This window comes from Oceanisphaera ostreae (assembly GCF_042676125.1).
Lineage (GTDB): Bacteria > Pseudomonadota > Gammaproteobacteria > Enterobacterales > Aeromonadaceae > Oceanimonas > Oceanimonas ostreae.
The window spans coordinates 204,033-226,091 of record NZ_JBHTJS010000035.1 but is presented as its reverse complement, the minus strand read 5'-3'; the positions used below and the strand labels follow the sequence as shown (position 1 = coordinate 226,091).

General features: G+C 50.0%; 19 protein-coding genes and 1 riboswitch. Of the genes, 9 read left to right on the top strand and 10 right to left on the bottom strand.

From position 1 onward, the window contains the following. Positions 1–443: 443 nt before the first annotated feature. From ACFQ1C_RS09525 to ACFQ1C_RS09515, 3 genes are all read right to left on the bottom strand, one after another. Positions 444–1,724: a TRAP transporter large permease gene (locus ACFQ1C_RS09525; RefSeq protein ID WP_379558365.1), complete on the bottom strand. Its 1,281-nt coding sequence runs from the start codon at positions 1,722–1,724 to the stop codon at positions 444–446. Further along, complete coding sequence (locus ACFQ1C_RS09520; RefSeq protein WP_379558364.1) at positions 1,721–2,386, bottom strand: TRAP transporter small permease; 666 nt, start codon at positions 2,384–2,386, stop codon at positions 1,721–1,723. The genes ACFQ1C_RS09525 and ACFQ1C_RS09520 overlap by 4 nt, the downstream gene beginning before the upstream one ends. Before the next feature lie 73 nt (positions 2,387–2,459). Next, the gene (locus ACFQ1C_RS09515; RefSeq protein ID WP_379558363.1) at positions 2,460–3,482 is read right to left on the bottom strand and encodes a TRAP transporter substrate-binding protein; all 1,023 of its coding nucleotides are present in this window, start codon (positions 3,480–3,482) and stop codon (positions 2,460–2,462) included. A 173-nt stretch (positions 3,483–3,655) separates the two neighbouring features. Between ACFQ1C_RS09515 and ACFQ1C_RS09510 the strand changes: the two genes are divergently transcribed. The 4 genes from ACFQ1C_RS09510 to ACFQ1C_RS09495 all read left to right on the top strand — a co-directional run bounded on the left by ACFQ1C_RS09510 (position 3,656) and on the right by ACFQ1C_RS09495 (position 9,346). Beyond that, positions 3,656–4,576, top strand: a complete 921-nt coding sequence (locus ACFQ1C_RS09510) for a LysR family transcriptional regulator (RefSeq protein WP_379558362.1) — start codon at positions 3,656–3,658, stop codon at positions 4,574–4,576. Positions 4,577–4,786: 210 nt separating this feature from the next. Then, positions 4,787–5,755, top strand: a complete 969-nt coding sequence (locus tag ACFQ1C_RS09505; RefSeq protein WP_379558361.1) for an agmatinase — start codon at positions 4,787–4,789, stop codon at positions 5,753–5,755. A gap of 739 nt (positions 5,756–6,494) precedes the next feature. Then, positions 6,495–7,475, top strand: a complete 981-nt coding sequence (locus tag ACFQ1C_RS09500) for a TAXI family TRAP transporter solute-binding subunit (protein WP_379558360.1) — start codon at positions 6,495–6,497, stop codon at positions 7,473–7,475. A gap of 71 nt (positions 7,476–7,546) precedes the next feature. Beyond that, a complete protein-coding gene (locus ACFQ1C_RS09495; protein WP_379558359.1) occupies positions 7,547–9,346 on the top strand; it encodes a TRAP transporter permease in 1,800 nt (599 codons plus the stop codon). Here the strand turns inward: ACFQ1C_RS09495 and ACFQ1C_RS09490 are convergent. Continuing rightward, positions 9,343–9,897 carry a hypothetical protein gene (locus ACFQ1C_RS09490; protein WP_379558358.1) on the bottom strand — a complete coding sequence of 185 codons (555 nt, stop codon included), beginning with the start codon at positions 9,895–9,897 and terminating at the stop codon, positions 9,343–9,345. The two genes, ACFQ1C_RS09495 and ACFQ1C_RS09490, sit on opposite strands and share 4 nt — an antisense overlap. A gap of 367 nt (positions 9,898–10,264) precedes the next feature. Next, positions 10,265–10,374, top strand: a riboswitch (glycine riboswitch). A gap of 183 nt (positions 10,375–10,557) precedes the next feature. Here ACFQ1C_RS09490 and ACFQ1C_RS09485 point away from each other — a divergent pair. After that, positions 10,558–11,817 (top strand): D-amino acid dehydrogenase, encoded by a 1,260-nt coding sequence (locus ACFQ1C_RS09485; RefSeq protein ID WP_379558357.1) that lies wholly within the window; start codon positions 10,558–10,560, stop codon positions 11,815–11,817. A gap of 300 nt (positions 11,818–12,117) precedes the next feature. After that, a complete protein-coding gene (locus tag ACFQ1C_RS09480) occupies positions 12,118–12,570 on the top strand; it encodes a DUF302 domain-containing protein (protein WP_379558356.1) in 453 nt (150 codons plus the stop codon). A gap of 113 nt (positions 12,571–12,683) precedes the next feature. On the opposite strand, the gene ACFQ1C_RS09475 is transcribed toward ACFQ1C_RS09480, so the two are convergent. Beyond that, entirely contained in the window at positions 12,684–15,065 is a 2,382-nt protein-coding gene (locus ACFQ1C_RS09475) for a fatty acid cis/trans isomerase (protein ID WP_379558355.1), read from the bottom strand. Positions 15,066–15,135: 70 nt separating this feature from the next. On the opposite strand from ACFQ1C_RS09475, the gene ACFQ1C_RS09470 reads away from it, so the two are divergent. The 3 genes from ACFQ1C_RS09470 to ACFQ1C_RS09460 all read left to right on the top strand — a co-directional run bounded on the left by ACFQ1C_RS09470 (position 15,136) and on the right by ACFQ1C_RS09460 (position 16,039). Next, complete coding sequence (locus ACFQ1C_RS09470; protein WP_379558354.1) at positions 15,136–15,405, top strand: DUF1496 domain-containing protein; 270 nt, start codon at positions 15,136–15,138, stop codon at positions 15,403–15,405. A 78-nt stretch (positions 15,406–15,483) separates the two neighbouring features. Further along, positions 15,484–15,642: a YqaE/Pmp3 family membrane protein gene (locus ACFQ1C_RS09465; protein WP_379558353.1), complete on the top strand. Its 159-nt coding sequence runs from the start codon at positions 15,484–15,486 to the stop codon at positions 15,640–15,642. 37 nt (positions 15,643–15,679) lie between these two features. Further along, on the top strand, positions 15,680–16,039 hold the full coding sequence (locus ACFQ1C_RS09460) for a DUF4112 domain-containing protein (RefSeq protein ID WP_379558352.1): 360 nt from the start codon (positions 15,680–15,682) through the stop codon (positions 16,037–16,039). A 220-nt stretch (positions 16,040–16,259) separates the two neighbouring features. Here the strand turns inward: ACFQ1C_RS09460 and yfaE are convergent, their stop codons facing one another. The 5 genes from yfaE to ubiG all read right to left on the bottom strand — a co-directional run bounded on the left by yfaE (position 16,260) and on the right by ubiG (position 21,762). Next, the gene (yfaE, locus tag ACFQ1C_RS09455; RefSeq protein WP_379558351.1) at positions 16,260–16,532 is read right to left on the bottom strand and encodes a class I ribonucleotide reductase maintenance protein YfaE; all 273 of its coding nucleotides are present in this window, start codon (positions 16,530–16,532) and stop codon (positions 16,260–16,262) included. After that, positions 16,529–17,662 (bottom strand): class Ia ribonucleoside-diphosphate reductase subunit beta, encoded by a 1,134-nt coding sequence (gene nrdB, locus ACFQ1C_RS09450; RefSeq protein WP_379558350.1) that lies wholly within the window; start codon positions 17,660–17,662, stop codon positions 16,529–16,531. The genes yfaE and nrdB overlap by 4 nt, the downstream gene beginning before the upstream one ends. 47 nt (positions 17,663–17,709) lie before the next feature. Further along, complete coding sequence (gene nrdA, locus ACFQ1C_RS09445) at positions 17,710–19,983, bottom strand: class 1a ribonucleoside-diphosphate reductase subunit alpha (protein ID WP_379558349.1); 2,274 nt, start codon at positions 19,981–19,983, stop codon at positions 17,710–17,712. 333 nt (positions 19,984–20,316) lie between these two features. Further along, on the bottom strand, positions 20,317–20,994 hold the full coding sequence (locus ACFQ1C_RS09440) for an HAD family hydrolase (RefSeq protein WP_379558348.1): 678 nt from the start codon (positions 20,992–20,994) through the stop codon (positions 20,317–20,319). 3 nt (positions 20,995–20,997) lie between these two features. Continuing rightward, entirely contained in the window at positions 20,998–21,762 is a 765-nt protein-coding gene (gene ubiG, locus ACFQ1C_RS09435; protein WP_379558347.1) for a bifunctional 2-polyprenyl-6-hydroxyphenol methylase/3-demethylubiquinol 3-O-methyltransferase UbiG, read from the bottom strand. Positions 21,763–22,059: the final 297 nt, after the last annotated feature.

Sequence of the window (22,059 nt, the reverse complement as noted above, 5' to 3'; positions counted from 1 at the left end):
TCGCAACGACTCTTTGCTACGAGAAGCACGGAACCCACGGAAAAATAAAGATAAGATCGGAAAAAATTGATTTGTAAAATCTTAATCAAAGCAGTGCCAAGCTACTCTGTCTGCTAGACTTTGCTCTTACCAATAAGATTTTTTGGATTTTTTCGTTCTTATCTCAGCTTAATTTTTCCGTGTTCTTCCGTGGGTTCCGTTGCAAAAAATTATTGGTGTAAGGCTTTTAAGAAGCAGCAGTAAGCCTTCCCGATAAGCGAGTCGGTGGAGTTGACTCTTTGTTCGGCTTTTATACAAGCTAGTTCTTAGGTACTGGACTGGCAGTGCAGCAGCTAGCTCGACTGAACCTAAAAGCCCCGCCGAAGCGGGGCTTTTTATTGGTTAACAGAGTGTGAATCCAACCCCTGCTTCCTGCTGAAGCTGGGTTTACACGCTTCACGCCTTTACCGGAAAGCAAGGTCCCTTAGAAACAAGGCAATCGGGGGGAAGGCGACCAGCAAGACCGCGACCACTAACAGTATTAGCAAGAAGGGTGGCACGCCTCGGATGACATCAACAAACGGGCGCCGGAACACGGCGACTGCGGTGAAGATGTTGCAGCCGAAGGGGGGAGTGGCTGCGCCGATTGCTACCTGCAGGGTGATCACAACACCCACCAATACCGGGTCGAGCCCAGCCGCATTGACCAAGGGCGCAAAGATGGGGACCAATATCAGGATCACCACCACCGAATCGACGAACATGCAGCCGACGAAAAAGGCGATGTTGATGGCCACCATCGTCATGATGGGGCCAGCTTCATCCAGTCCTATCGCGGCGATGAGCTGCTGAGGGATCTGTGCGTAAGACAATACCCAAGAGAAAGCGGCACCGGCGGCGATCAGGATGAAAACCACAGAGGTTACGGCGCCGGTCGACAGTGCGATATCAAACACATCGCGGGTCTTTATCGAGCGGAAGATGACGAGTTCTAGAATCAAGGCATAGAGTACACATACGGCCGCCGCTTCGGTCGGGCTGAAAACGCCGCCGTAGATGCCACCGACGACGATCGCCGGAAACCCCAGCGGCCAGACCGCGCGACGGATGGAGGTCAGACGTTCTGCCCAACTGGCCTTGGGTTCCACGGGGATGTTGTGCCGTTTTGCATACCAGATGCAATAGAGTGAAAACAGCACAATGATCAGCAGCCCGGGTCCCAGACCGGCGATGAACAATTCGGAGATCGAAGTGCCAGAAATGACGCCATAGATAATCATACCGATGGAGGGGGGGATCAGGTAAGCCAGATCGGCGGCATTGATGATCAGGCCGATAGAAAAGGAGTCGTTATAGCCTGCTTTTAGCATCCGTGGACGCATGGCGCCGCCAACGGCCACCACAGTCGCCTGGGTTGAGCCGCACACGGCACCGAACAGGGCACAGGCGGCGGTAACCGAGACAGCCAGTCCTCCGCGTATGTGACCCATAAAGCGCATCACCACATCTACCAGCCGATCGGCCGAATGACCTCGGGTGATAATATCGGCGGCAAGAATAAACATGGGGACGGCAATCAGGGCGGCCGGTTTAACTCCGCCAATCATTTGTTGCACTATTACCTGCAGGCTCAGATCTGGCATGTAGACAATAAAGGCCAGCATGGCAGCCGCCAGCAGTGGCATCATCATCGGAAAACCGGACAGCAGCAGCAGGATCATTACTGCGAACATCATCATCGTCATGATTTATTCTCCTTGTAGACGGACTGTGTGCTCGTTGTTTTTGCTGACTGCTCTTGCTCTGTGCTGTCAATATCATGGTCCTGTTGGTAGAGGTGCAGTACTTCGGCAATTTCGGGGTCCAGATATTCATCTACGGTACTGAAGGAGATATAAACATCTTCCTCGGACAAGTTCAGATTTCTGAATGCCGTTAACACATACTGGATGCCGGTCACGGCAAAACCGAGCACCACCCAGATATAGGTCAGGTAAAGGGGAAACTGCAGCGCAGGAGTTACCCGTCCTCGGCTGGCGAGCTTGGCGACGTACTCGAAGGCATACCAGGCCAGAGTGAACATTGCTACTGCGGTCAGGGAGGCGATGATGATCATTAGCAGTTTCTTGTAGCGTGTCGATAGTAGGTCATAGAGGGCGGACATTCGGATATGACGGCCCTTGCGGGTGACATAACCCAAGCCCATAAAGGTGATGATGACGATCAGAAACTCGTTGAGTTCCTCGGTGAAATAGATACTTTGCGAAAACAGGTAACGGCCAAATACATTGGCAATGGTATTAACGGCCATGATGATGATGCCCCAGCCAAGCACGTATATCTCGGCTTTGCCGATGAGCTTGTCGGTGAGGGTCAACATCCTGGTTAGGGCGAGATATAAGGGCATCGGCTTGACCTCGGTTTGGGTAAGTGGGGTGAACGGCCTGCCCCTTGCTAGGCATGGGGCAGGCGACAGCAGGTTAGTGCTTTACAGCTTCAACCTCGGCCAGCAGCGCATCAAGCAGTACTTGTCCCCGTTTGCCGGTGATGTCGATATAGGCCGAGTGGCTTGCTTTGCTGCGTTCACGGAAAGCTGAGCGTTCCTCCTCGGTCAGCTCAATCATCTTGATGTCGGGTTTGGCCGCCTTTATCTTGGCCAGCTTGTCTTCGTTGAATTCTGTGACCACGCCTTGTACAAAGTTCTGCATCTCGGCAGTGGTTTCGCCGATCAGTTGCTGGCGTTCGGCCGGCAGGCTGTCATACCAGTCGGTACCCGACATGACTGAGGTCACCAGCTCCTGTTCGCCGGCCCAAATCATATAGTCGGTTACTTCGTAAAACTTCATTTCTTCGATGGCCGGCACTGGGTTGATCTGGCCGTCTACCTGCTTGAGCTGCAGGGCGCCATAGACTTCGCCGAAAGGCAGGGGAGTTGGGCTGGCACCCAGATCCTCGTAAGCCTTGAGCAAGATGGGAGAAACCATGACGCGCATCTTAAAGTTATCGAAGTCGTTGGGAGTACGAATTTCGCGGTTGGTGGTCCAAACCTGCGGACCTTCCGAGTACATGGTATGCAGTTTCAGGCCCTTGGCTTCAAAGTCTTTGCCGAGTTCACCGTAAATCATCTGGCTAGAGGTCAGTAAGTCAGAGATGACGGCCGAGTCCGAGGGCAGTGTATAGGTCAGCAGAAATATTTGTGACTCGGGCACTATGGTGCCCAGGTTGCCTACCGAGACGTTGGCAAACTGTACTACACCATCGGCGACCAGTTCGACCAACTCGGTAGGAGTGCCCAAAGTGCCGAGGGGATAGACTTTGATGGTGACATCACCCTTGGTCTTGTCTTCGATGCGCTTTTTGAACTCCTGGGCGTAAGCATCCATGATCGAGCCGGGAATTTCCTCGATGGCGAACTTCCATTCTTCGGCCATGGCGAGGGCGGGAGTCAGGGCGACGGAGGTTGAAAGCACCAGCGCTTTGAATTGTTTTTTAAATGTAGTCATGTTCATCATCTCCATTGATTGCCAAGTTCTACTTTTTTGTAAACAACATGTTAAATTAATTCACGAGACCGCAGTATTGCAAACCCAGATTCATTCAAGAATATAAATTTTGATATATATACATTACAAAAAGTGATGTAATTTGGGTGCAGACAGTAAAATCCGGAGGACTAATGTCGCGTTACTCGATGAAACATATGCTTACTTTTTGCACCGTGGCGGAATATGGCGGCTTTGTCGGTGCCGAGTCGGTTCTGGGGATGAGCCAACCGGCGATCAGCACGCATATTCGAGATTTTGAGATCCGGCTCGGATTTCAGTTGTGCCATCGCGGGCGGAGCGGATTCAGCCTGACCGAGAAGGGGCAGGCTGTTTATCGCAAGTGTCGCGAGATGCTGAACAACATTTCGGACTTTGAAGCCGATCTTGGCGAACTGCGCGATAAACTGACCGGAACGCTGCGGCTGGGATTGATTGACAGCACCATTACCAATCACGACTTCCCGATCTCCGATGCGATCCATCGCTTCTACGCGCGCAAGAACGACGTCTCACTCAAGTTGGTGGTACTGCCTCCCGAAGAGCTGGAGCGAGAGCTGTTGAATGGCAACCTGCATATTGCCTTGGGTTTGTTTCATAACCGGCACAAGGGTTTGAGTTACCAGCACCTGTGCATGGAGGCACACGGTTTTTACTGTGGGCGCCGTCATCCGCTGTTTGGGCTGGCGGATGCCGAGGTAACTCTCGATACTCTCAGACAATATCCGGTGTCTTCTCGCACCTATTTGCAACATGCCGAGCTGCAGGGACTGATGAAAGCCCGGGATGTCGCCATGGTCTCCAATATGGAAGCCCAGGCGATTCTGATCACCAGCGGCAGCTTCCTCGGCTTTCTGCCGACGCATTACGCAAGGCAATGGGTTGAGCGTGGAGAGATGCGTGCTTTCGATCATCTTGGCCTGTCCTGGCAATCGGAGTTCAGCATGGCGATGCGGGCCTCTCCCGATCCGCAGGATATCGTGAGAATTTTTGCCGAAGACATAGAGGCCACTGTCAAGGCTGCCACCATCAGAAAGCCAAAGGCATCGATCTAAGGCTGGCGCTAGATCATAAAAGAAACACTCCGTTCACAAGTTACATTATAAAATGTAATGTGAATATCATAAGTTTTATATTTTTAGATTCATTAGCTCCTGCAATACTGAGTCCATTATTAGACGTTCAGGCCTTTATCGGCATCCGGGCGTTTTATCAGACACAGCATCGGTCGGTCAGGCCGTTGGTCAAACAGGGGTAGATAAACCATGAGTGAAAATTCTTACGAAAAAGGTCGCTTGAACCTGCCGTTTGTTGGTTTTTGCACATTCGGAAAGAAGCGGATCTGCGAAGACTGGGATAACATCAAGGCGGACGTTGCCTTTATGGGCGCGCCCTTCGACTGCGGTACTCAGTGGCGATCTGGAGCTCGAATGGGGCCTAGATCGGTCCGTGAAGCATCCACACTGTTTTCCTTCGGCCACGGTGGTGCTTATTCTTATGAAGAGGATCTGATGTATCTGGATGGCGTCGATATCGTCGATATCGGCGATGCGGACATGATACATACCAACACCGAACAGTCCCATGCCAATATTGAATACGGCGTGCGCAAGATACTGGAATCTGGCGCTTTGCCGGTGATCGTCGGTGGTGACCATTCGGTCAATGCCCCTTGTATTCGCGCCTTCGAGGGCCGTGGCCCCATTCATATTATCCAGATTGATGCCCATCTCGACTTCGTCGATGAGCGCCATGGTGTTCGCTACGGTCACGGCAACCCGCTGCGTCGCGCCTCCGAGCAGGAATTCGTCACCGGCATGACGCAGCTTGGCATCCGTAATGTTTCCTCGTCCAACCGTGCGGATCACAAGGCGGCAGAGGATGCGGGTTCTACCATACTGTCTGTGCGCGATGTACGTCGGCTTGGTGTGGAAGGGGTGCTGGCGCTGATCCCTAAAGGAGTCAATTATTACATCACCATCGATATCGACGGTTTTGACCCCTCGATTGCCCCCGGTACCGGAACCCCGAGCCACGGTGGCTTCACTTACTATGAAGTGATGGAAATTCTGCAGGAAGTGGCTATCAGTGGTGAGGTCGTGGGTATCGATTTGTGCGAAGTCGCCCCCGACTATGATCATACCGGCACCACCAGTGTGTTGGCGGCACAGGTATTGATGAACCTGATCGGCTATGTCTTCCACGGCCGCGAGTTGCGTAAACAAAACGCATAAAGATGATAAAGAAACCATGTGCCGGTGTTATCACCGGCATATGGTTATTGGCCAGTGGCTCACTGAGCATCAAGTAACCGTCATTGTCTGTGCTGCTCTTTATCAGCTTGAGAGTCGGACTGAACCGCCTCAAAGCAGCTGGTAAAATTAGCCACAAGAAAGCCCCTATCAGCTTTGCCTGATAGGGGCTTTTTTTGTTCGCAACCAAACAGTCAGTCGGGTAGACAGGGGACCCAACTCATAAGTAATACCGCATAACATGTGCGGCTTGTCGACATTCCCGCAGGCCCTTTCTTGTCCTTCCCGAAGGAGCGTCATCCTCGCGTCGGCGGGGACGGGAATGACGACAGAACCACGCCGGTGATGCGACATTACTTAAGCAGTCCGGCATCACTTATGTGGATTCAGGGGCTAGCTTCTCTTTATCGTCACCCTCGCGAAGGCGGGGGGCCAGTCTCTTTGCAGGCGGTCCGCTGGTTGATAGTTCTGCGCCACAGGTCCTGGATTCCCGCCTTCGCGGGAATGACGGCAGAACCACACCTGTTAAGCGGCATTACTTAGTTGAATTAACCCCAGTTAAATTTACTGAAACATGGCTGAGCGTTATGAGGCATTAGGTGGTGCTAAGCTTTGCCCGCTTAGGCGCAGTCGTGCTATGTTGAGTCCCGCCATATTCATGGTTTGACAAGATTAAACGAGGCCTGTTGGAAAACGGTCGCTGAATACATTAAGGAAAATAATGATGCGCAATCCCTTTCGTTCATTTCGTCGCACACTGAGTGTATCGGCGGCCACGCTAGCACTGGTAACTGCGGCTTGCTCTGCTCATGCTGAAACCCGCGTGACCTATAAATCGGCCTCCGCTGGTACTGCTTATTATCAGATGGGCGTAGAGCTTTCTGAGGCAATACGTCAGGGCACGGACGACGCCATTATTCTGACCCTGGAAGAGAGTCAGGGCTCGGTACAAAATGTGATGGAAGTGATGGCCCGCCAAGGTAACTATGTGTTTACCACGCCACCCGCATTAGTTGGCCAAGCTATGGCCGGAGAGGGCGTTTTTGCCAAGCGCCAGAATCCTCGCTTTCAAGAGATCCGAGGTTTGTTCCCTATTCCCTCTATTACCATGCACTTTGTATTAGCGGGTGACGAGGGCGTGACCGATATTAGTGCACTGAAAGGTAAGCACCTATTGATTGGTCGAGGCTCTTTTGGTGCTCGCGAAGCCGCTCGCTACCTGGAACTGTTTGGTTTGGAAGACAGTGTAAAAATTGCCGATGCCGCTATTGGCAGTGGGCCCGATGCGCTCAAAAACGGCCAGGTTGATGGCTTTGCGACCGCCAGCTCTTTTCCCTCGCCCAACGTGATTGAAACGGCCGCCAGCATGCCAGTGACCTTGATCAGCCTGACTGATGAACAAATCACACAGACCGGAGCCCCACGGCAAACCATTCCTGCTGGCACCTATCCCGGCGTTGATCAAAACGTAGAGACCACGTCGCTACCGGTTATTGCTTACACGACGACGGCGATGGATAGCGACACCGCTTATACCTTGACCAAAACCTTTTGGGAGCGACGCGATGTCATGGCTGAAGAAGCCGCGTGGTGGGGAAGTATTACTCCAGACATGCTAGAGAATATGGCCGGCAAGCTTCACTCTGGTGCGCTGCGTTATTACGATGAGATTGGAGTTGTGGTGCCAGATACCTTGCGTTAATCCTTTTCGTTTCGTTGTTCACGGCCACGGCACAAGCCTCGTGGCCGTGTTGTATTGATAGGTAAACAGGCATGCGTGTTTTTACTTCGTCGCAAACAGCGACCCCTGCGGATGATGACTCAATAGCGTCTGGTTGGATGGCGTTAGGCGCGGTTAGTGTCGTATTTCATCTTGGATTAATTTTTTATGGTTTAACGCCTGCGCTCGTCAGTCGACCGCTACACATGGCGCTGTTGTTGCCGTGGGTATTAATTTATATGGCTAACACCCCAGCGCAACGGATCAGTGGTTGGTTGCTGACGATATTAGGCATTGCCGCGTGTGGCTATATTGCCGTTAATGAGTCTGTGTTAGCGGATCAGTACGGTTTTATTGATAACTACCTGCAAATGGCCATCGGCTTATTTTTAATCGCATTAGCGCTTGAGGCGGCACGCCGAGCCATTGGCTGGCCCTTACCGCTGGTGGCGCTGCTGTCCTTGATGTACGGCGCTTTGGGCCAATATATTCCGGGGTCTTTCGGCCATCCTGGGCTACCGCTACCAAGCATGGTCGGCACCTTGACGATTGCCGAAGGCGGGTTATGGGGCTCGCTAACGGGAGTGAGTGTTAGCGTGGTTGCCATTTTTGTGATTTTTGGTGCCGTACTGAATGCCGGTGAAGCGGGCCAGGGTTTTATGAATTTAGCTAGCGCGGTAGCGGGCCGGCTCACGGGAGGGGCGGCCAAGGTGGCGGTGATTTCCTCTGCGCTAATGGGGTCTATATCAGGCTCGGCATCGGCTAATGTGGCATCCACAGGGGCAATCACTATTCCCTCAATGGTGCGCCTGCGCTACCCACGTTCGCTGGCCGGTGCGGTGGAAGCCGTTGCCTCCTCCGGTGGGCAAATCATGCCGCCACTAATGGGCGCGGGTGCCTTCGTTATGGTGGAGCTAACGGGTACACCTTATACGCAAATTATGGCGGCGGCCATGTTGCCTGCAGTGCTCTACTTTTTGACTGTTTGGGTGGGCATTAATGCTTATGCGACTCGCCATGATCTCAAGCCCATGGCCGAAAGCGAACGCCCTAGCGCGAAAGAAGTATTGATAACGTCGTTGTTTTTTGCCGTTCCATTTGTGCTGCTGTTAGAGCGTATTTTTAATGGCGGTTATACGCCGCAGTACGCCGCGAGCATTGCGATCTTTGCCGGTATGGTGCTGCTGTTCTTTGATGTTACGCTGCGTTTTTCGCTGCCCGGTTTTGTTAAGCGTTTATCAAACGCTGCGGTAACCGCTGGGCGTCAAATAGCCGTGATTGGTGCCATCATTCTGTGTGCCTCGCTGGTTGTCGGTGTGTTGTCGTTGACTGGATTAGGCGTCAAGGTTACCTCGGGTATTCTTTCGCTCGCTAACGACATGCTATGGCCTGCGTTGCTATTAACGGCATTAGCTTGCTTGATTTTAGGTATGGAGGTGCCGACGACCGCCGCCTATGTTATCTGCGTGTCTGTTGCAGGGCCGGCGTTGATCTCGTTGGGCTTGGAGCCGCTTTTGGCACACCTCTTCGTCTTCTGGTATGCGCTACTCTCTACCATTACACCGCCGGTGTGTGGTGGGGTATTTATCGCTGCGGGAATGGTGGGGGAGAATTGGCTAAAAGTCGCGTTTAAGGCCATGGCATTAGGCATAGGGCTATATATTATTCCCTTGGCGATGGTCGCTAACCCAGAGTTAATCCAGCTGGCCGTTAACCCTTCTGGCGCTGTGTTTAATGGGCTGAAAGTGGCGATGGGGTTAGCTGCTATCTCTTATGGTGTTATTGCACGTAAAGCGCTGTGGCAACGAGGAGCGCTAATCGTGACAGGGGGCATCCTGATCTTCGTGCTTTAATATTCGGCATTTAATAGTAGTGGTGACGATCTCGGCAGCGGCTGGCGAGCAAACATCACCCACGTATCCAGCGCAGGCCCCAGTGACTGTATTAAACGCAGCTGCTCGGGAGCCTGCGCTATCACCTCTTCGGCGCAAATGCCGGCCTCAAAACGCCTCGTAAGCAAGCCCTCTGCTACTGCCACTATGGTAGAAACATCAATGATCTGATATTTCGTTAAGTCGGTGTAGTAGCGAGTCGCTGGTTGTAGTGCCACTTGCGTAGGATGAGTAATAGCGCGTTGTGCAATCAGAGCAAGTGGCTTACTGCCTGCAATAAAGGTATCCACGGGGTAAGCTCGATGCATATAACGGCCTACGCAATCGCTATGGGTTGCATGGGCGGTGCACTGCAATACGTGACTCACTTGTCCCGTCACCAGTGCTTGAAACGCATCTTCGAACTGTGTGAATAGTGCCACGCTGCCCTCGTTTAAACGGCGCACTTTAAGATAGCGTTTGGCAATCATTTCGTGGTTGCTGCCACTAGGCCCTAACGTTGCAATTCGCATGGTGCTCCTTATCAATTAACAGTTGTCTTAAACAATTAATGGGAAAAAACCAAAGAGACTTCCCGCCACCGGATCTGATCCCCATGACTAACCTGTCGCAGATACAGCGAAAGGTCAACAGACCCTAATCGTGCTTCATTTGTTCGTCGAATTTCACTTTGCTCTTGTTAGGCGTTCAGCGTCAGTCGATTGCTAACGAAAACGTTGTTATGTGAAGCCGATAAATGGCTGTATCTCATCGTTGAGCAGATTTTCTGTCTGAAAATTCCGTGAAAAGGAGACTAATATCACAAGGTGATATTTTGTTGCTTGGCATTGAATGATTGGGAGTTGAAGTGTTAACTTTTTGTAATTATGATGTGGGTGATCAAGCCAGCCGGGAGAGAGCATTAAGAGAATGCCGCAAGACACTCACTCTGTGCCGCCGAAGGAGCAACGACCCCGTAAACTCTCAGGCAAAAGGACCGGTGGCTGTAGACATATCCGAAGAGCGGTCTTGGCACTGTTAGACCCGCCGAAGGAGCAAGCCAATCTATCAGGGATAGAGCTGGTGAATCTCTCAGGCTCCATGACGGATGGGGAAGTCAGGCAAATAAATTGCGTAGCTATTTCTCGTTAATAACACGATGCGCAACGCCTGCACAATAAGAGTGCACTTTCATGTCAGAGATGAAAAAGGTAGCTGTATTAGGTGCCGGTATTACCGGTATTACCACCGCCGCTAAGTTAATTGAGCAGGGTTTTGAAGTCACTGTGTTCGACAGGCAGCGTTATGCTGCCATGGAAACCAGTTTCGCCAATGGTGGTCAGCTTTCAGCTTCTAATGCTGAGGTTTGGAATACCTGGGCCACGGTATTAAAAGGCGTTAAATGGATGCTGCAAGCGGATGCGCCGTTACTGGTGAATCCAAAGCCGAGCTGGCATAAACTGAGCTGGATGCTCGAATTTATGCGCCATATCCCCGATTACCAGCGTAATACCATTGAAACCACACGTCTTGCCATTGAAGCGCGTCAGCACCTAACGGCGCTGGGGCAAAAATGGGGCGTTGGGTTTGATCATTCTGATTGCGGCATCATGCATTTTTATAGTAATCAAAAAGATTTTAAACACGCTTGTGAAGTTACCAAACTGTTGAAGCAAGGCGGATTAGAGCGCCAAGCACTTACCGCTGGCGATATTAAACTGAAAGAGCCACGGCTAAAAGGTGACTTTGTGGGTGGCTTTTGGACACCGAGTGATAGCACCGGCGATATCCATAACTTTACCTTTGGTCTGGCCGAAGCTATTCGTAAAGCGGGCGTTACATTTTGCATGGAAACCGAGCTTACAGATGTGAGTATCGAAGGCAAGGGTGTACGGGTTACTGACGATAAAGGTAATTCAAACCACTTTGATGCGGTGGTGGTGTGTGCGGGTGTAGGCAGTCGTGCATTGGCGAAAAAATTAGGCGACCGAGTCAATATTTATCCGGTGAAAGGCTATTCCATTACGGTTAATTTGCGTGACCAGCTGAGTCAAGACAGTGCCCCGCTTATTTCTTTGTTGGATGATGAGACCAAAATCGTGACCAGTCGTTTGGGAGTAGATCGTTTCCGTATTGCTGGCACCGCCGAGTTTAACGGTAACAATCGCGACATTCGCCATGATCGCATTGAACCACTGGTGAAGTGGTGCAATCGACACTTCCCCGATGTATCTACCGAAAGTGCGGTGGCCTGGGCTGGCTTACGGCCGATGATGCCAAACATGATGCCTAAAGTAGGGCGAGGCCGTCATCCGCAGGTATTTTACAACACCGGTCACGGCCACTTGGGATGGACATTAAGTGCAGCCACCGCTGAAATGGTGGCGGGTGTGATGGCTGGCGTGCGAGATCAAAGCACAAACAGCAGCTACTCAACAGTGGTGACGAGTTAAGGTTGTCAACCCTTAAAAAGAGCGCTTAAAAGATAATGCCAGTCAGTTTAACTGACTGGCATTTTTTAGGTCTGCAAAAAATATGGGATTAATACCACTCACATTAAGTATTTGGTCAGGTGTTGGGTCGAAACGTCAGAGGTAACACAGCCGCCTCCCATGACATGCTACGAGTACCTCCAGTAAGCTCTGCCACTACAATGGAGTAGGCCATTATTTCCTGCTTAATACCTTGACCATCTAGACTCAACACAGCATTGTTACCCTTACTGTGCTTTTATTCCAATTAAGGAGATAGCGATGAAAACGACTATTCTTACTGCCTTTTTGACGTTGTTGGTGGCGACTTCGTCGCAGGCAGGCGAGGGCATGATCAACACCGAAAGTGCCTTTAGCGTCAAAGAAACGGCAGACCGGCTAGAGTCGACCCTGAAAGAGAAAGGCATGACGGTGTTTAACCGCATTAATCATGCGCAGGGGGCTGAGAAAGTTAATATCAAGCTAAGAGGCACGGAGCTCATTATATTTGGTAACCCTAAAGTGGGTAGCCCGTTAATGCTATGCCAGCAAAGTGTAGCCATTGATCTGCCACAAAAAATGCTGGTGTGGCAAGCGGAAGATAGCAAAGTGTGGCTATCGTATAACGACCCTAGTTACTTGGTACAAAGGCACGACATCAAAGGGTGTGAGCAAGAGATAGCGACCGTAGCAAAGGCGCTAGCTGGTATTAGTAAGTCGGTGGCAACAAAGTAACCCCATAAAAAAAGGGCACCTAATGGTGCCCAATTGAACTAATGAAGCTGGCGTTTAGTACTGTTCCTTCGATATTTTTTGTCTGGTGCTGGGCGCAGAGCGCTTATTTAAAATTACAAATTCTCGTAACGGTTCATATCGAGTAGCCCAGCCTCTATGGGTTGGGTTTCTTGCATATAAGCGTGCATATCATGGAAGTAAAACCAAAAGTCGGGGTGCGTGCGACGAATACCGTATTGATCCGCGATGGCATGAATGCCATCGGCGTTTTGCAAGGTGGTAAGGGCCGTAATGAAGTCAGCCAACCGTTCCTGCTTAACATTAAAGATAAAGTTAGGGTAGCTGCCAATCACACCGGGTAACACGGTTAAGGTGTCATTTTGGGGACGCAGGCGTAAGTCTTCACCCAGCATAAAGGCGACGTTACTGTGATCGCGATTATGGATCAGGCTAAATACTTGGCGATCATTTTTCTGCTCGCCCTCGATGCGCAATAAGGTGACCTCGGGTAGCCATTTAATGACCGGCAATAAGCGTGCTCGAAAGCCGGTTAGTCGCCGAAGTTGGTCATTAATACGCGCTTGTGGACTTTCCTGCAGCTGCCCGTCTAGTTGGGGGTTACAGTCGATCTGCTGACAGCGATTTAGGAGGTCTTTTGGTCCCGCAACCAAGGCCAGCTCACTCAGTACCTGCTGGCTAAAGTCAGCTAATGGTCGCTTGGCGTCGGTTTGGATACGACTAGGGGTAGTTTCATCTACATCTGAGTAGCTGGTAAAGAGCTTGATGACTCCGCTGTTATCGTACCAGCGATGCAATAGCGTGTTACGTTGCCCTGCGGGTAAAAATCGTAATAAATTAGCCTCTGCTCCGTTACGAATAAGGTCGAAGTAGAGTCGAGTTTGGGCCTGATGTGAGACACTGCCATAAACGTTAAAATTGGCGACTAACGAATAATAAGTACGCTCTAATAACGGGTAATCCATCACCCACATGGTGCTGGGGGTGTCGCCTTGCCAGCCTTTAATGACACTTGCGCTATCGTGATGACGAAATACCGTGAGCAGTGCTTGGTCATTATCACCGTCGCCACTCCATAAATGAGTAAGGTCGGGTCCCTGTGGGTACTGCTTGGCATAAGCCAGTTTGCGATGGTCTAAATAGTTGTTTCTATCAGCCCTATAAGAAGACCAGTCAGCCCCTAAACTAAGCAGGTCGGAATTGAGGCCAGGCAGGCCGAGCCAAGGCCTCACTTGGGTTTGATGGCTAGCATCTGTTACAAACAGGTCGTGCTCGGGGGCCTGAAAAGCCACCCAAAACTGATCACGAATAACATCGGTAGCTATTTGGCCTCGGCACACTGGGCCGCGAATAAATGAGCGTACGAAGTATTCTGCATTATCAAGCAAGAACTGATAGCGGGCGCGAACAGGTATCGCATTATAAGTAAAAAAAGGATTGGAGGCATAATCATGGTTGTAACTGGGCATTTTTTTGATGCGCCAGTCACCGGTAAAAAACAGCGTTTCTAGGTGCTGCATTTTCTTCTTACTTAACGGATACGTAATGTGGGTCTTGTGAATGCGGCTTTCTAATTGTGGTCGGAGTCGATAATAAGCGGGACCATTAGGATCGTCGGTAGGGCGGGTGGTGGCAATCACGTCAATTGGCTGCCCCGACGGGGTGCGAGATCGCACCAGCTCAAAGAATATATCCTGCTCGCTGTCATCTTGATCGCTAAAGTAAAGCTGAGCTAAAAACCAGTGTTCGTATAAATAGCGCGCTACTAGTTGATAACGATTACTTCTGCGGTTCAGCCAGTCTTCCCACTGATTAACCATGGCGGTTTGTGCTAGCGACAAGGTGACGATTTGCTCCGGCACATTAGCGCCTTGTGCCATCCAACGACTCACGGTTAGATATTCTTGATCGGTTAATCCAGTCACAGCAAACGGCATGCCCGCTTGTGGATGTTTGCGAGCAAAGGTATCGAACTCGCTCGGTTGGCTACACTGGTTGGGGCGGTTAATCGAGGTATCTAAATCATCAGGCAGGCGTTGGTTATCGCCCCAGTTCGACTGCTTGCCCAACGCTAGGCTACGCAGCATTAATACACCGTGATCATCTTTATTGTCGAGTACGCTAAAAAAGTTACGTTCGCGCCACGCTGCTTCGCCTTGAGCATCTACATATAAACGGGTGGGTGGGGCGTCTTTGGTACGAGCACCATTATAAACCGGATCTTTGCTGGCACCACGCAATACGCCTTCGTTACTGGAAAGCTTCAGTTGGCAAGGCGCGTCGTAACAAGCATGACAAGCGATGCATTTTTGCTCAAAAATAGGCTTGATATCATTTTGATAGTCTATTGACTGACTGTTTTCATAAGAGGCTGAGCCATCCGCTATGTGGGCTGAGCCGTCTGCCGCGTGGGTCGAGCTGGTGAAAATTCGAGTGGTAAGCGCGAGTACTAGCAGTAGCCAATATCGTTTTGTCATTGTTAAGCCTTATTCTATATTCTAGGGTGTTACGATGTGTTTATCTTTGGCGAAAAGGAAGGGTATCACGATGAGGGTCTTAATTGGATTTCTGCTGCTTTTCTCGACATTAGTTTCGGCCTCGGTGGCAGCCAACACCATTAGCACGCAGCCGGCGTTAGAGTTGAATGTTCACTCGGAGTTAGATCCGGTATGTTTTTATGCCGATCAGCGCTATTCGAAAGGTTCGGTGATTGAAATGGGCAAGCAACTGTTCGTGTGTGAGCGAGAAAAATCGTTTGAGCAGAATGGTCGCGTGAGCTGGCAGCGGTTTCCTTTGACGCCATCGGATAAGTCTTGACGCACCCCAGCTCGATGTACGAGCAATGGCTCGATTATCTGCTAGATTTATCTAGATTAGTATTAAAAGGAGCTCGTAATGGACATCATTCGTATTATTATCGCGATTCTGCTGCCACCGTTAGGCGTTTTTTTACAGGTGGGGCTGGGTAAGCATTTTTGGATCAATATTCTGCTGACCTTGCTGGGTTATATTCCCGGTATTGTGCATGCGATATGGGTAATAGCCAAAAAATGAGCCCTTATGTGTGTGCACCAAGCGTGAGCAGAACATAGTGAACGCCCAAACAGGCAGTCATAGCCATGCTTCGGCCAGCAAGCGTCTGAATCGTTTGGCATGGCTACTCGACAGTGCGATTAGATTACCTGGCGGCTTTAGAGTTGGGCTGGACGGAATTATTGGGCTGGTGCCCGGCATTGGTGACTTGGTTGGAGCGGCGATGTCGTCTTACATCGTTGTGGAAGCGGCAAGGCTTAAGGCGCCGTTTCGGGTGCTGGCGCGCATGGGCTTGAACGTATTGATTGAACTGGTGGTCGGCATAGTGCCGATATTCGGGGATATATTCGACTTTGCCTTTAAAGCCAACCTGCGCAACATGCGGATACTGAATGAGTATTTAAACAAGAACGCGTGAAGGGTAAAGAAAGCGAGATAAACTAAACCTAAAACCGATTTTGCAACGGAATCCACGGAATACACGGAAAAATTAAGATGAGATAAGGGCGAAAAGTGACTATCGAATATTTTTGTAAGATCTTAATAAAAATAGTTCTTTTCAGATTTGATCTCTATTCTTCTGCGGGTTCAGTGGATTCCGTTGCGAAGGAATTTTTAGTCTTTAAATCGAGAGTTAATTACGCTTGTTTTTTGATTGCTTCGGCATCGATATCTAACACCACTTCGCCGTTGGGGCGAGCGCAGCAGGGGAGAATTTCGCCGGCGGCTACAAAGGCGAGAGGGGTGCTTTGGTAGTTCACATTCCCAGATAGCAGCGTGGTGCGGCACGTGCCGCAGTATCCACTGCGACACTGATATTCAACATGGTGGCCGGTACGCTCTAGCCCTTCGAGCAGGGTTTCCCCTGCCCGAAGTTCAAAGCTTAATGCTTGGGTGCAAACTCGGCTCACAGCTCGAAGTCGCCTAAGTCGTCGTGATTCATTTGTGAATCAATTTGACCGATCAGGTATGAGCTAATTTCAACTTCTTGCGGTGCTACTTGCACATTGTCCGATGATAACCAGGCGTTAATCCATGGAATGGGGTTTTGCTTCGCTTTTTCAAAGGCAGGTGTCAGACCCACGGCCTGCATGCGCAAGTTAGTGATGTATTCTACGTACTGACACAAAATATCTTTGTTTAAACCGATCATTGAGCCGTCTTTAAACAGATATTCTGCCCATTCTTTTTCTTGAATAGCCGCATCGCGGAACAGCTCAAAGCATTGCTGTTCACACTCTTTGGCGATTTGCGCCATTTCTGGGTCGTCGTCACCGGCACGCAAGATATTGATCATGTGCTGAGTACTTGTCAGGTGCAGGGCTTCGTCACGGGCAATCAGCTTAATGATTTTGGCGTTGCCTTCCATTAGCTCGCGCTCGGCAAAGGCAAAGGAGCAGGCAAAGCTCACATAGAAGCGAATGGCTTCTAATACGTTCACGCTCATGATGCAGAGATAGAGCTTTTTCTTTAACTCATAGCGGCTGATATCTAGTGATTGGCCTTTATATTCCAGCTTACCTTCGCCATGTAAATGGTAGAGGCTGGTGTAGCGGATCAGCTCATCATAATAACCGGCAATATCACCAGCGCGCTTTAAAATCTCTTCATTGGCCACAATGTCGTCAAACACCACGCCAGGATCGCTCACAATATTACGAATAATATGAGTGTAAGAGCGTGAATGAATGGTCTCAGAAAATGACCAAGTTTCAATCCAAGTTTCTAACTCAGGGATCGACACCAAGGGTAAAAATGCCACGTTAGGGCTACGCCCCTGAATGGAGTCGAGCAAGGTTTGATATTTCAGATTACTGATGAAAATGTGTTTTTCATGATCAGGCAGAGCCTGATAGTCGATGCGGTCTTGCGACACGTCCACTTCTTCTGGGCGCCAGAAAAACGACAGCTGTTTTTCAATCAGCTTTTCAAAAATATCGTATTTTTGTTGATCATAACGAGCCACGTTAACGTGATTACCGAGAAACATCGGCTCTAACATATGATCGTTTTGAATTTGACTAAACGTAGTATAAGACATATTGCCATCTCATCTAGAATGGCGAGGGAGTCCCTCGCCATAAAAATTTATATTTTGCAGGCGCCGCCGGCACAATCATCTTCTTGCATATCATTTTGAGCATCGGCTGCCCCGTCACGCGTATTGTGGTAATACAACGTTTTAAGGCCGAATTTATAGGCCGTTAGCAGATCTTTTAACAACTGCTTCATGGGCACGCGGCCGCCTTCAAAGCGTGATGGATCGTAGCTGGTATTAGCAGAAATGGCCTGATCGACAAACTTCTGCATTACGCCTACTAAGTGCAAGTAGCCATCGTTGGACGGCATTTGCCATAACAATTCGTATTGGTTCTTTAGCTCGGCATATTCAGGAACGACCTGCTTTAAAATGCCATCTTTAGAGGCTTTCACCGATACCAAGCCACGGGGTGGCTCAATGCCGTTGGTCGCATTCGATATTTGGCTAGAGGTTTCTGATGGCATTAATGCCGTTAGGGTGCTGTTACGCAAGCCCACGGTTTTAATTTGCTCACGCAGGCTTTCCCAATCTAGGTGCAGCGGCTCTTGGCACAGTGCATCCAAGTCTTTTTTATAGGTGTCTATCGGCAATATGCCTTGGGCATACGTGGTCTCGCCAAAAGAGGGGCAAGGGCCAAACTCTTCTGCCAGTTTTACCGAGGCTTTTAGCAAGTAATACTGAATGGCTTCAAAGGTCTTGTGGGTCAAGTTCAGCGCGCTGCCATCGGAATACTTAACGCCGTTTTTCGCCAAGTAATAAGCATAGTTAATAACGCCTATACCTAGCGTACGGCGGTTCATGGAGCCATTTTGCGCGGCAAGCAGCGGATAGTCTTGATAATCAAGCAGGGCGTCGAGTGCACGCACGGCCAAGTCTGCCAGTTCTTCCAGCTCGCTTAGATCTTTAATCGCACCTAAGTTAAAGGCCGAAAGAGTACAAAGTGCAATTTCACCTTCGGCGTCGTTAACGTCGGTCAATGGCTTGGTGGGCAGCGCGATCTCTAAGCACAAGTTGCTTTGGCGTATCGGGGCCACACTAGGGTCGAACGGGCTATGAGTATTACAGTGATCTACGTGTTGAATGTAGATACGGCCGGTGCCGGCACGTTCTTGCATCATCAGTGAGAACAGATCGACGGCTTTTACGGAGCGCTTGCGAATGTTCGGGTCTTGTTCGTATTTCAGGTACAGCTCTTCAAATGTGGCTTGATCTTCAAAGAAGGCATCGTAAAGGCCAGGCACGTCTGAGGGCGAGAACAAGGTAATGTTGCCACCTTTAATCAGACGGTGATACATCAGGCGGTTAATTTGCACGCCATAGTCCATGTGTCGTACACGGTTTTCTTCAACGCCACGGTTGTTCTTTAATACCAACAATGACTCTACTTCTAAGTGCCACATTGGGTAGAACAAGGTGGCGGCACCACCACGTACGCCGCCCTGAGAGCAGCATTTAACGGCGGTTTGAAAGTGCTTATAAAACGGAATACAGCCGGTATGAAAAGCTTCACCGTCGCGAATGGGGCTACCTAGCGCACGAATACGACCAGCGTTAATACCAATGCCGGCACGTTGTGACACATAACGCACGATGGCACTAGACGTCGCGTTGATGGAATCTAAGCTATCGCCGCATTCAATGAGTACGCAAGAGCTAAACTGACGCGTAGGGGTGCGCACGCCGGCCATAATGGGCGTGGGTAACGACACCTTAAACTGAGAGATAGCATCATAAAAACGCGTGATGTAGCTAATGCGTGTCTCTTTTGGGTATTTAGAGAATAAGCAGGCTGCTACCAGCATGTACAGAAACTGCGGACTTTCGTAAATATCGCCGTTAATGCGGTTTTGTACCAGATATTTGCCTTCTAGCTGCTTAACCGCCGCATAAGAGAAGGTAAGGTCACGGTCATGAACGATATAGTCATTTAAGCTATTAAACTCATCGCGGCTGTAGTCGGCCAGAATGTGCTGGTCGTATTTACCCAGCTCGGTAAGGCGTGTTACATGATCATACAGGTGCGGTGGCGTAAAACGGCCATAGGCTTTTTTACGCAAATGGAACACGGCTAGACGGGCAGACAAATATTGATAGTCTGGGGTCTCTTCCGAAATCAAGTCGGCAGCGGCCTTGATAATGGTTTCATGAATATCTTCGGTGCGAATACCTTCATAAAACTGGATGTGTGAACGCAGTTCAACCTGAGACACCGATACGTTATCCAGTCCTTCTGCTGCCCAATCGAGTACGCGGTGGATTTTATCCAGATCAAGATGCTCCTTGACGCCAGAACGTTTGGTAACCAGCAGATTTTTATTCATGAAACGGCCCTTTTTTTCGTAAATATCTTTGCCTCTATTTAGGCATGATTGTTAAATTAAGACACTATATGGTGTGTTAATTTAACAAGTTTGACACTACATGTAGTTTTTTAATGGATTGTGCGAGCACAATATAGAGCCTTGCGGGGATTTACTCAAGTGGATGAAATTGGCCAGAACAGTGATTAGTCTGCAATTGGTTTGTACTCGCTAACGCCTACCCCTTAGGGAGTCTGGCGTTAGCTAATGGCTTGCTGTTTTTCTGTTCACCGATAAACTTTTAAAAAATATTTGGCTTGCAAAAGCGAGGGATTAGCGATCTTGTGTAATCTTTCAGCATTGGGTTATAAATGCATCTTTTAGCCAATCGGCTAACGCGAAAACCGTGCCAATTTGATAGGCGGCTTGCCAGTTATTCGGATCTTCTCCTGCGGAAATATAACCCCATGTGGCGGCCACCGTGGTCATGCCCGCGGCAAGCCCGGCTGCTATATCGCGTTTATGGTCGCCGATATACACGCAATGTTGCGGTGCTACTAATAGCTGTTCGGCGGCAAACAGTAACGGTGCTGGGTGTGGCTTTTTATACGCGAGGGTATCGGAACTGACGGTCACACCGCAGCGGGAAAATAGCGGCAGCTGGGCCAGCAAGGGTAAGGTGAGCGCCGAGGGCTTATTGGTGACGATGCCCCAAGGAATGTGATTGAGGTTGAGCCAATTGAGCAGTGCGGGCACGCCGTCGTAGGGCCGAGTATGGTGGCACAGGTTGGCACCATAAAAGGCCAGCATCTGACTACGTAACTGCTCTAAGCCGTGCTGTTCAATTAGCTCCGCATGAATGCCGGCCTTAAGCAGGGCATAAGAGCCGTCTGAAGTGGTGCATTGCAGTATTGCATCAGACAACACCGGCAAACCTAAACTGGCAATCACATGGTTTGCTGCCGCCCCCATGTCGCCAGCGGTATCGAGTAAGGTGCCATCCAAATCAAACAACACTGCTTTAAAGGTCATGACTTACTCCGTGACGGGGCTACTTTTGGATGATGTCTTTTGGCCAGACGTCAGTTTAGAGCTAGCTTGAGAGTCTGGCTTAATGGCATGCACCATGTAATTGACGTCTGCGTCTGTGCTGAGTTTAAAGTCACCGCTTAGTGGCTGATACACCACACCACTAATGTCTTTAACCACTAAACCGGCGGCTTCGATATAACGGCACAGCTCAGCTGGGGTGATAAATTTTTTATGATCGTGGGTGCCTTTAGGTACCATTTTAAAAATGTGTTCGGCAGCGGCGATCATCATCAGCCACGCTTTAGGGTTACGGTTAATGGTGGAAAATACCAAAGTGGCACCTGGCTTGGCTAACTCGGCACAGGCTTGCACCACAGAGGCGGGGCTAGGAACATGCTCGAGCATTTCCATGCAGGTGACCACGTCATACTGCTGTGGCTGCTCTTCTGCCACTTGCTCGGCGGTGCCTTGGCGATAATTAACGCTGATGCCGGTTTCTAGTGCATGCAAGCGCGCCACAGCTAGCGGCTCTTTACCCATATCAACGCCGGTAACCTCGGCGCCATCGCGGGCCATGCTTTCACTTAAAATGCCACCGCCACAGCCAATGTCGATGATGTGTTTGCCAAACAAACCGCCGGCTTTATCGCTAATCCAGCCTAAGCGTAATGGGTTTAGTCGATGCAGTGGTTTAAAGTCTCCGTCTAAGTCCCACCAGCGGGAAGCCATAGCGTCAAATTTCTCAATTTCTTGTTGGTCTACATTCACGGGCGGCGCCTTAATTGCAAGTTTAATAAAAATGACAGCGGCCATTATAGCCTAGGGTCTGTTGACCTTTCGAGATGATCTTTGCAGCAGTTTGTGGCGTCTTTATACAAGGCCGCGCTTATGGCATGTAGTTATTCTCCACTCTTTCCATAAATACGAGCGATAACGCAGTAGAGAGACGCCACAAGCGCAGCTCTTCGGATTCGGCTAAACGCGCTTTTCTCTTCGTTGAGCGGGCTTTGCTTAGAATGACTAGGCTACAACCCGCTCGTCGCGATAAAAACGCGTTTAACTCGA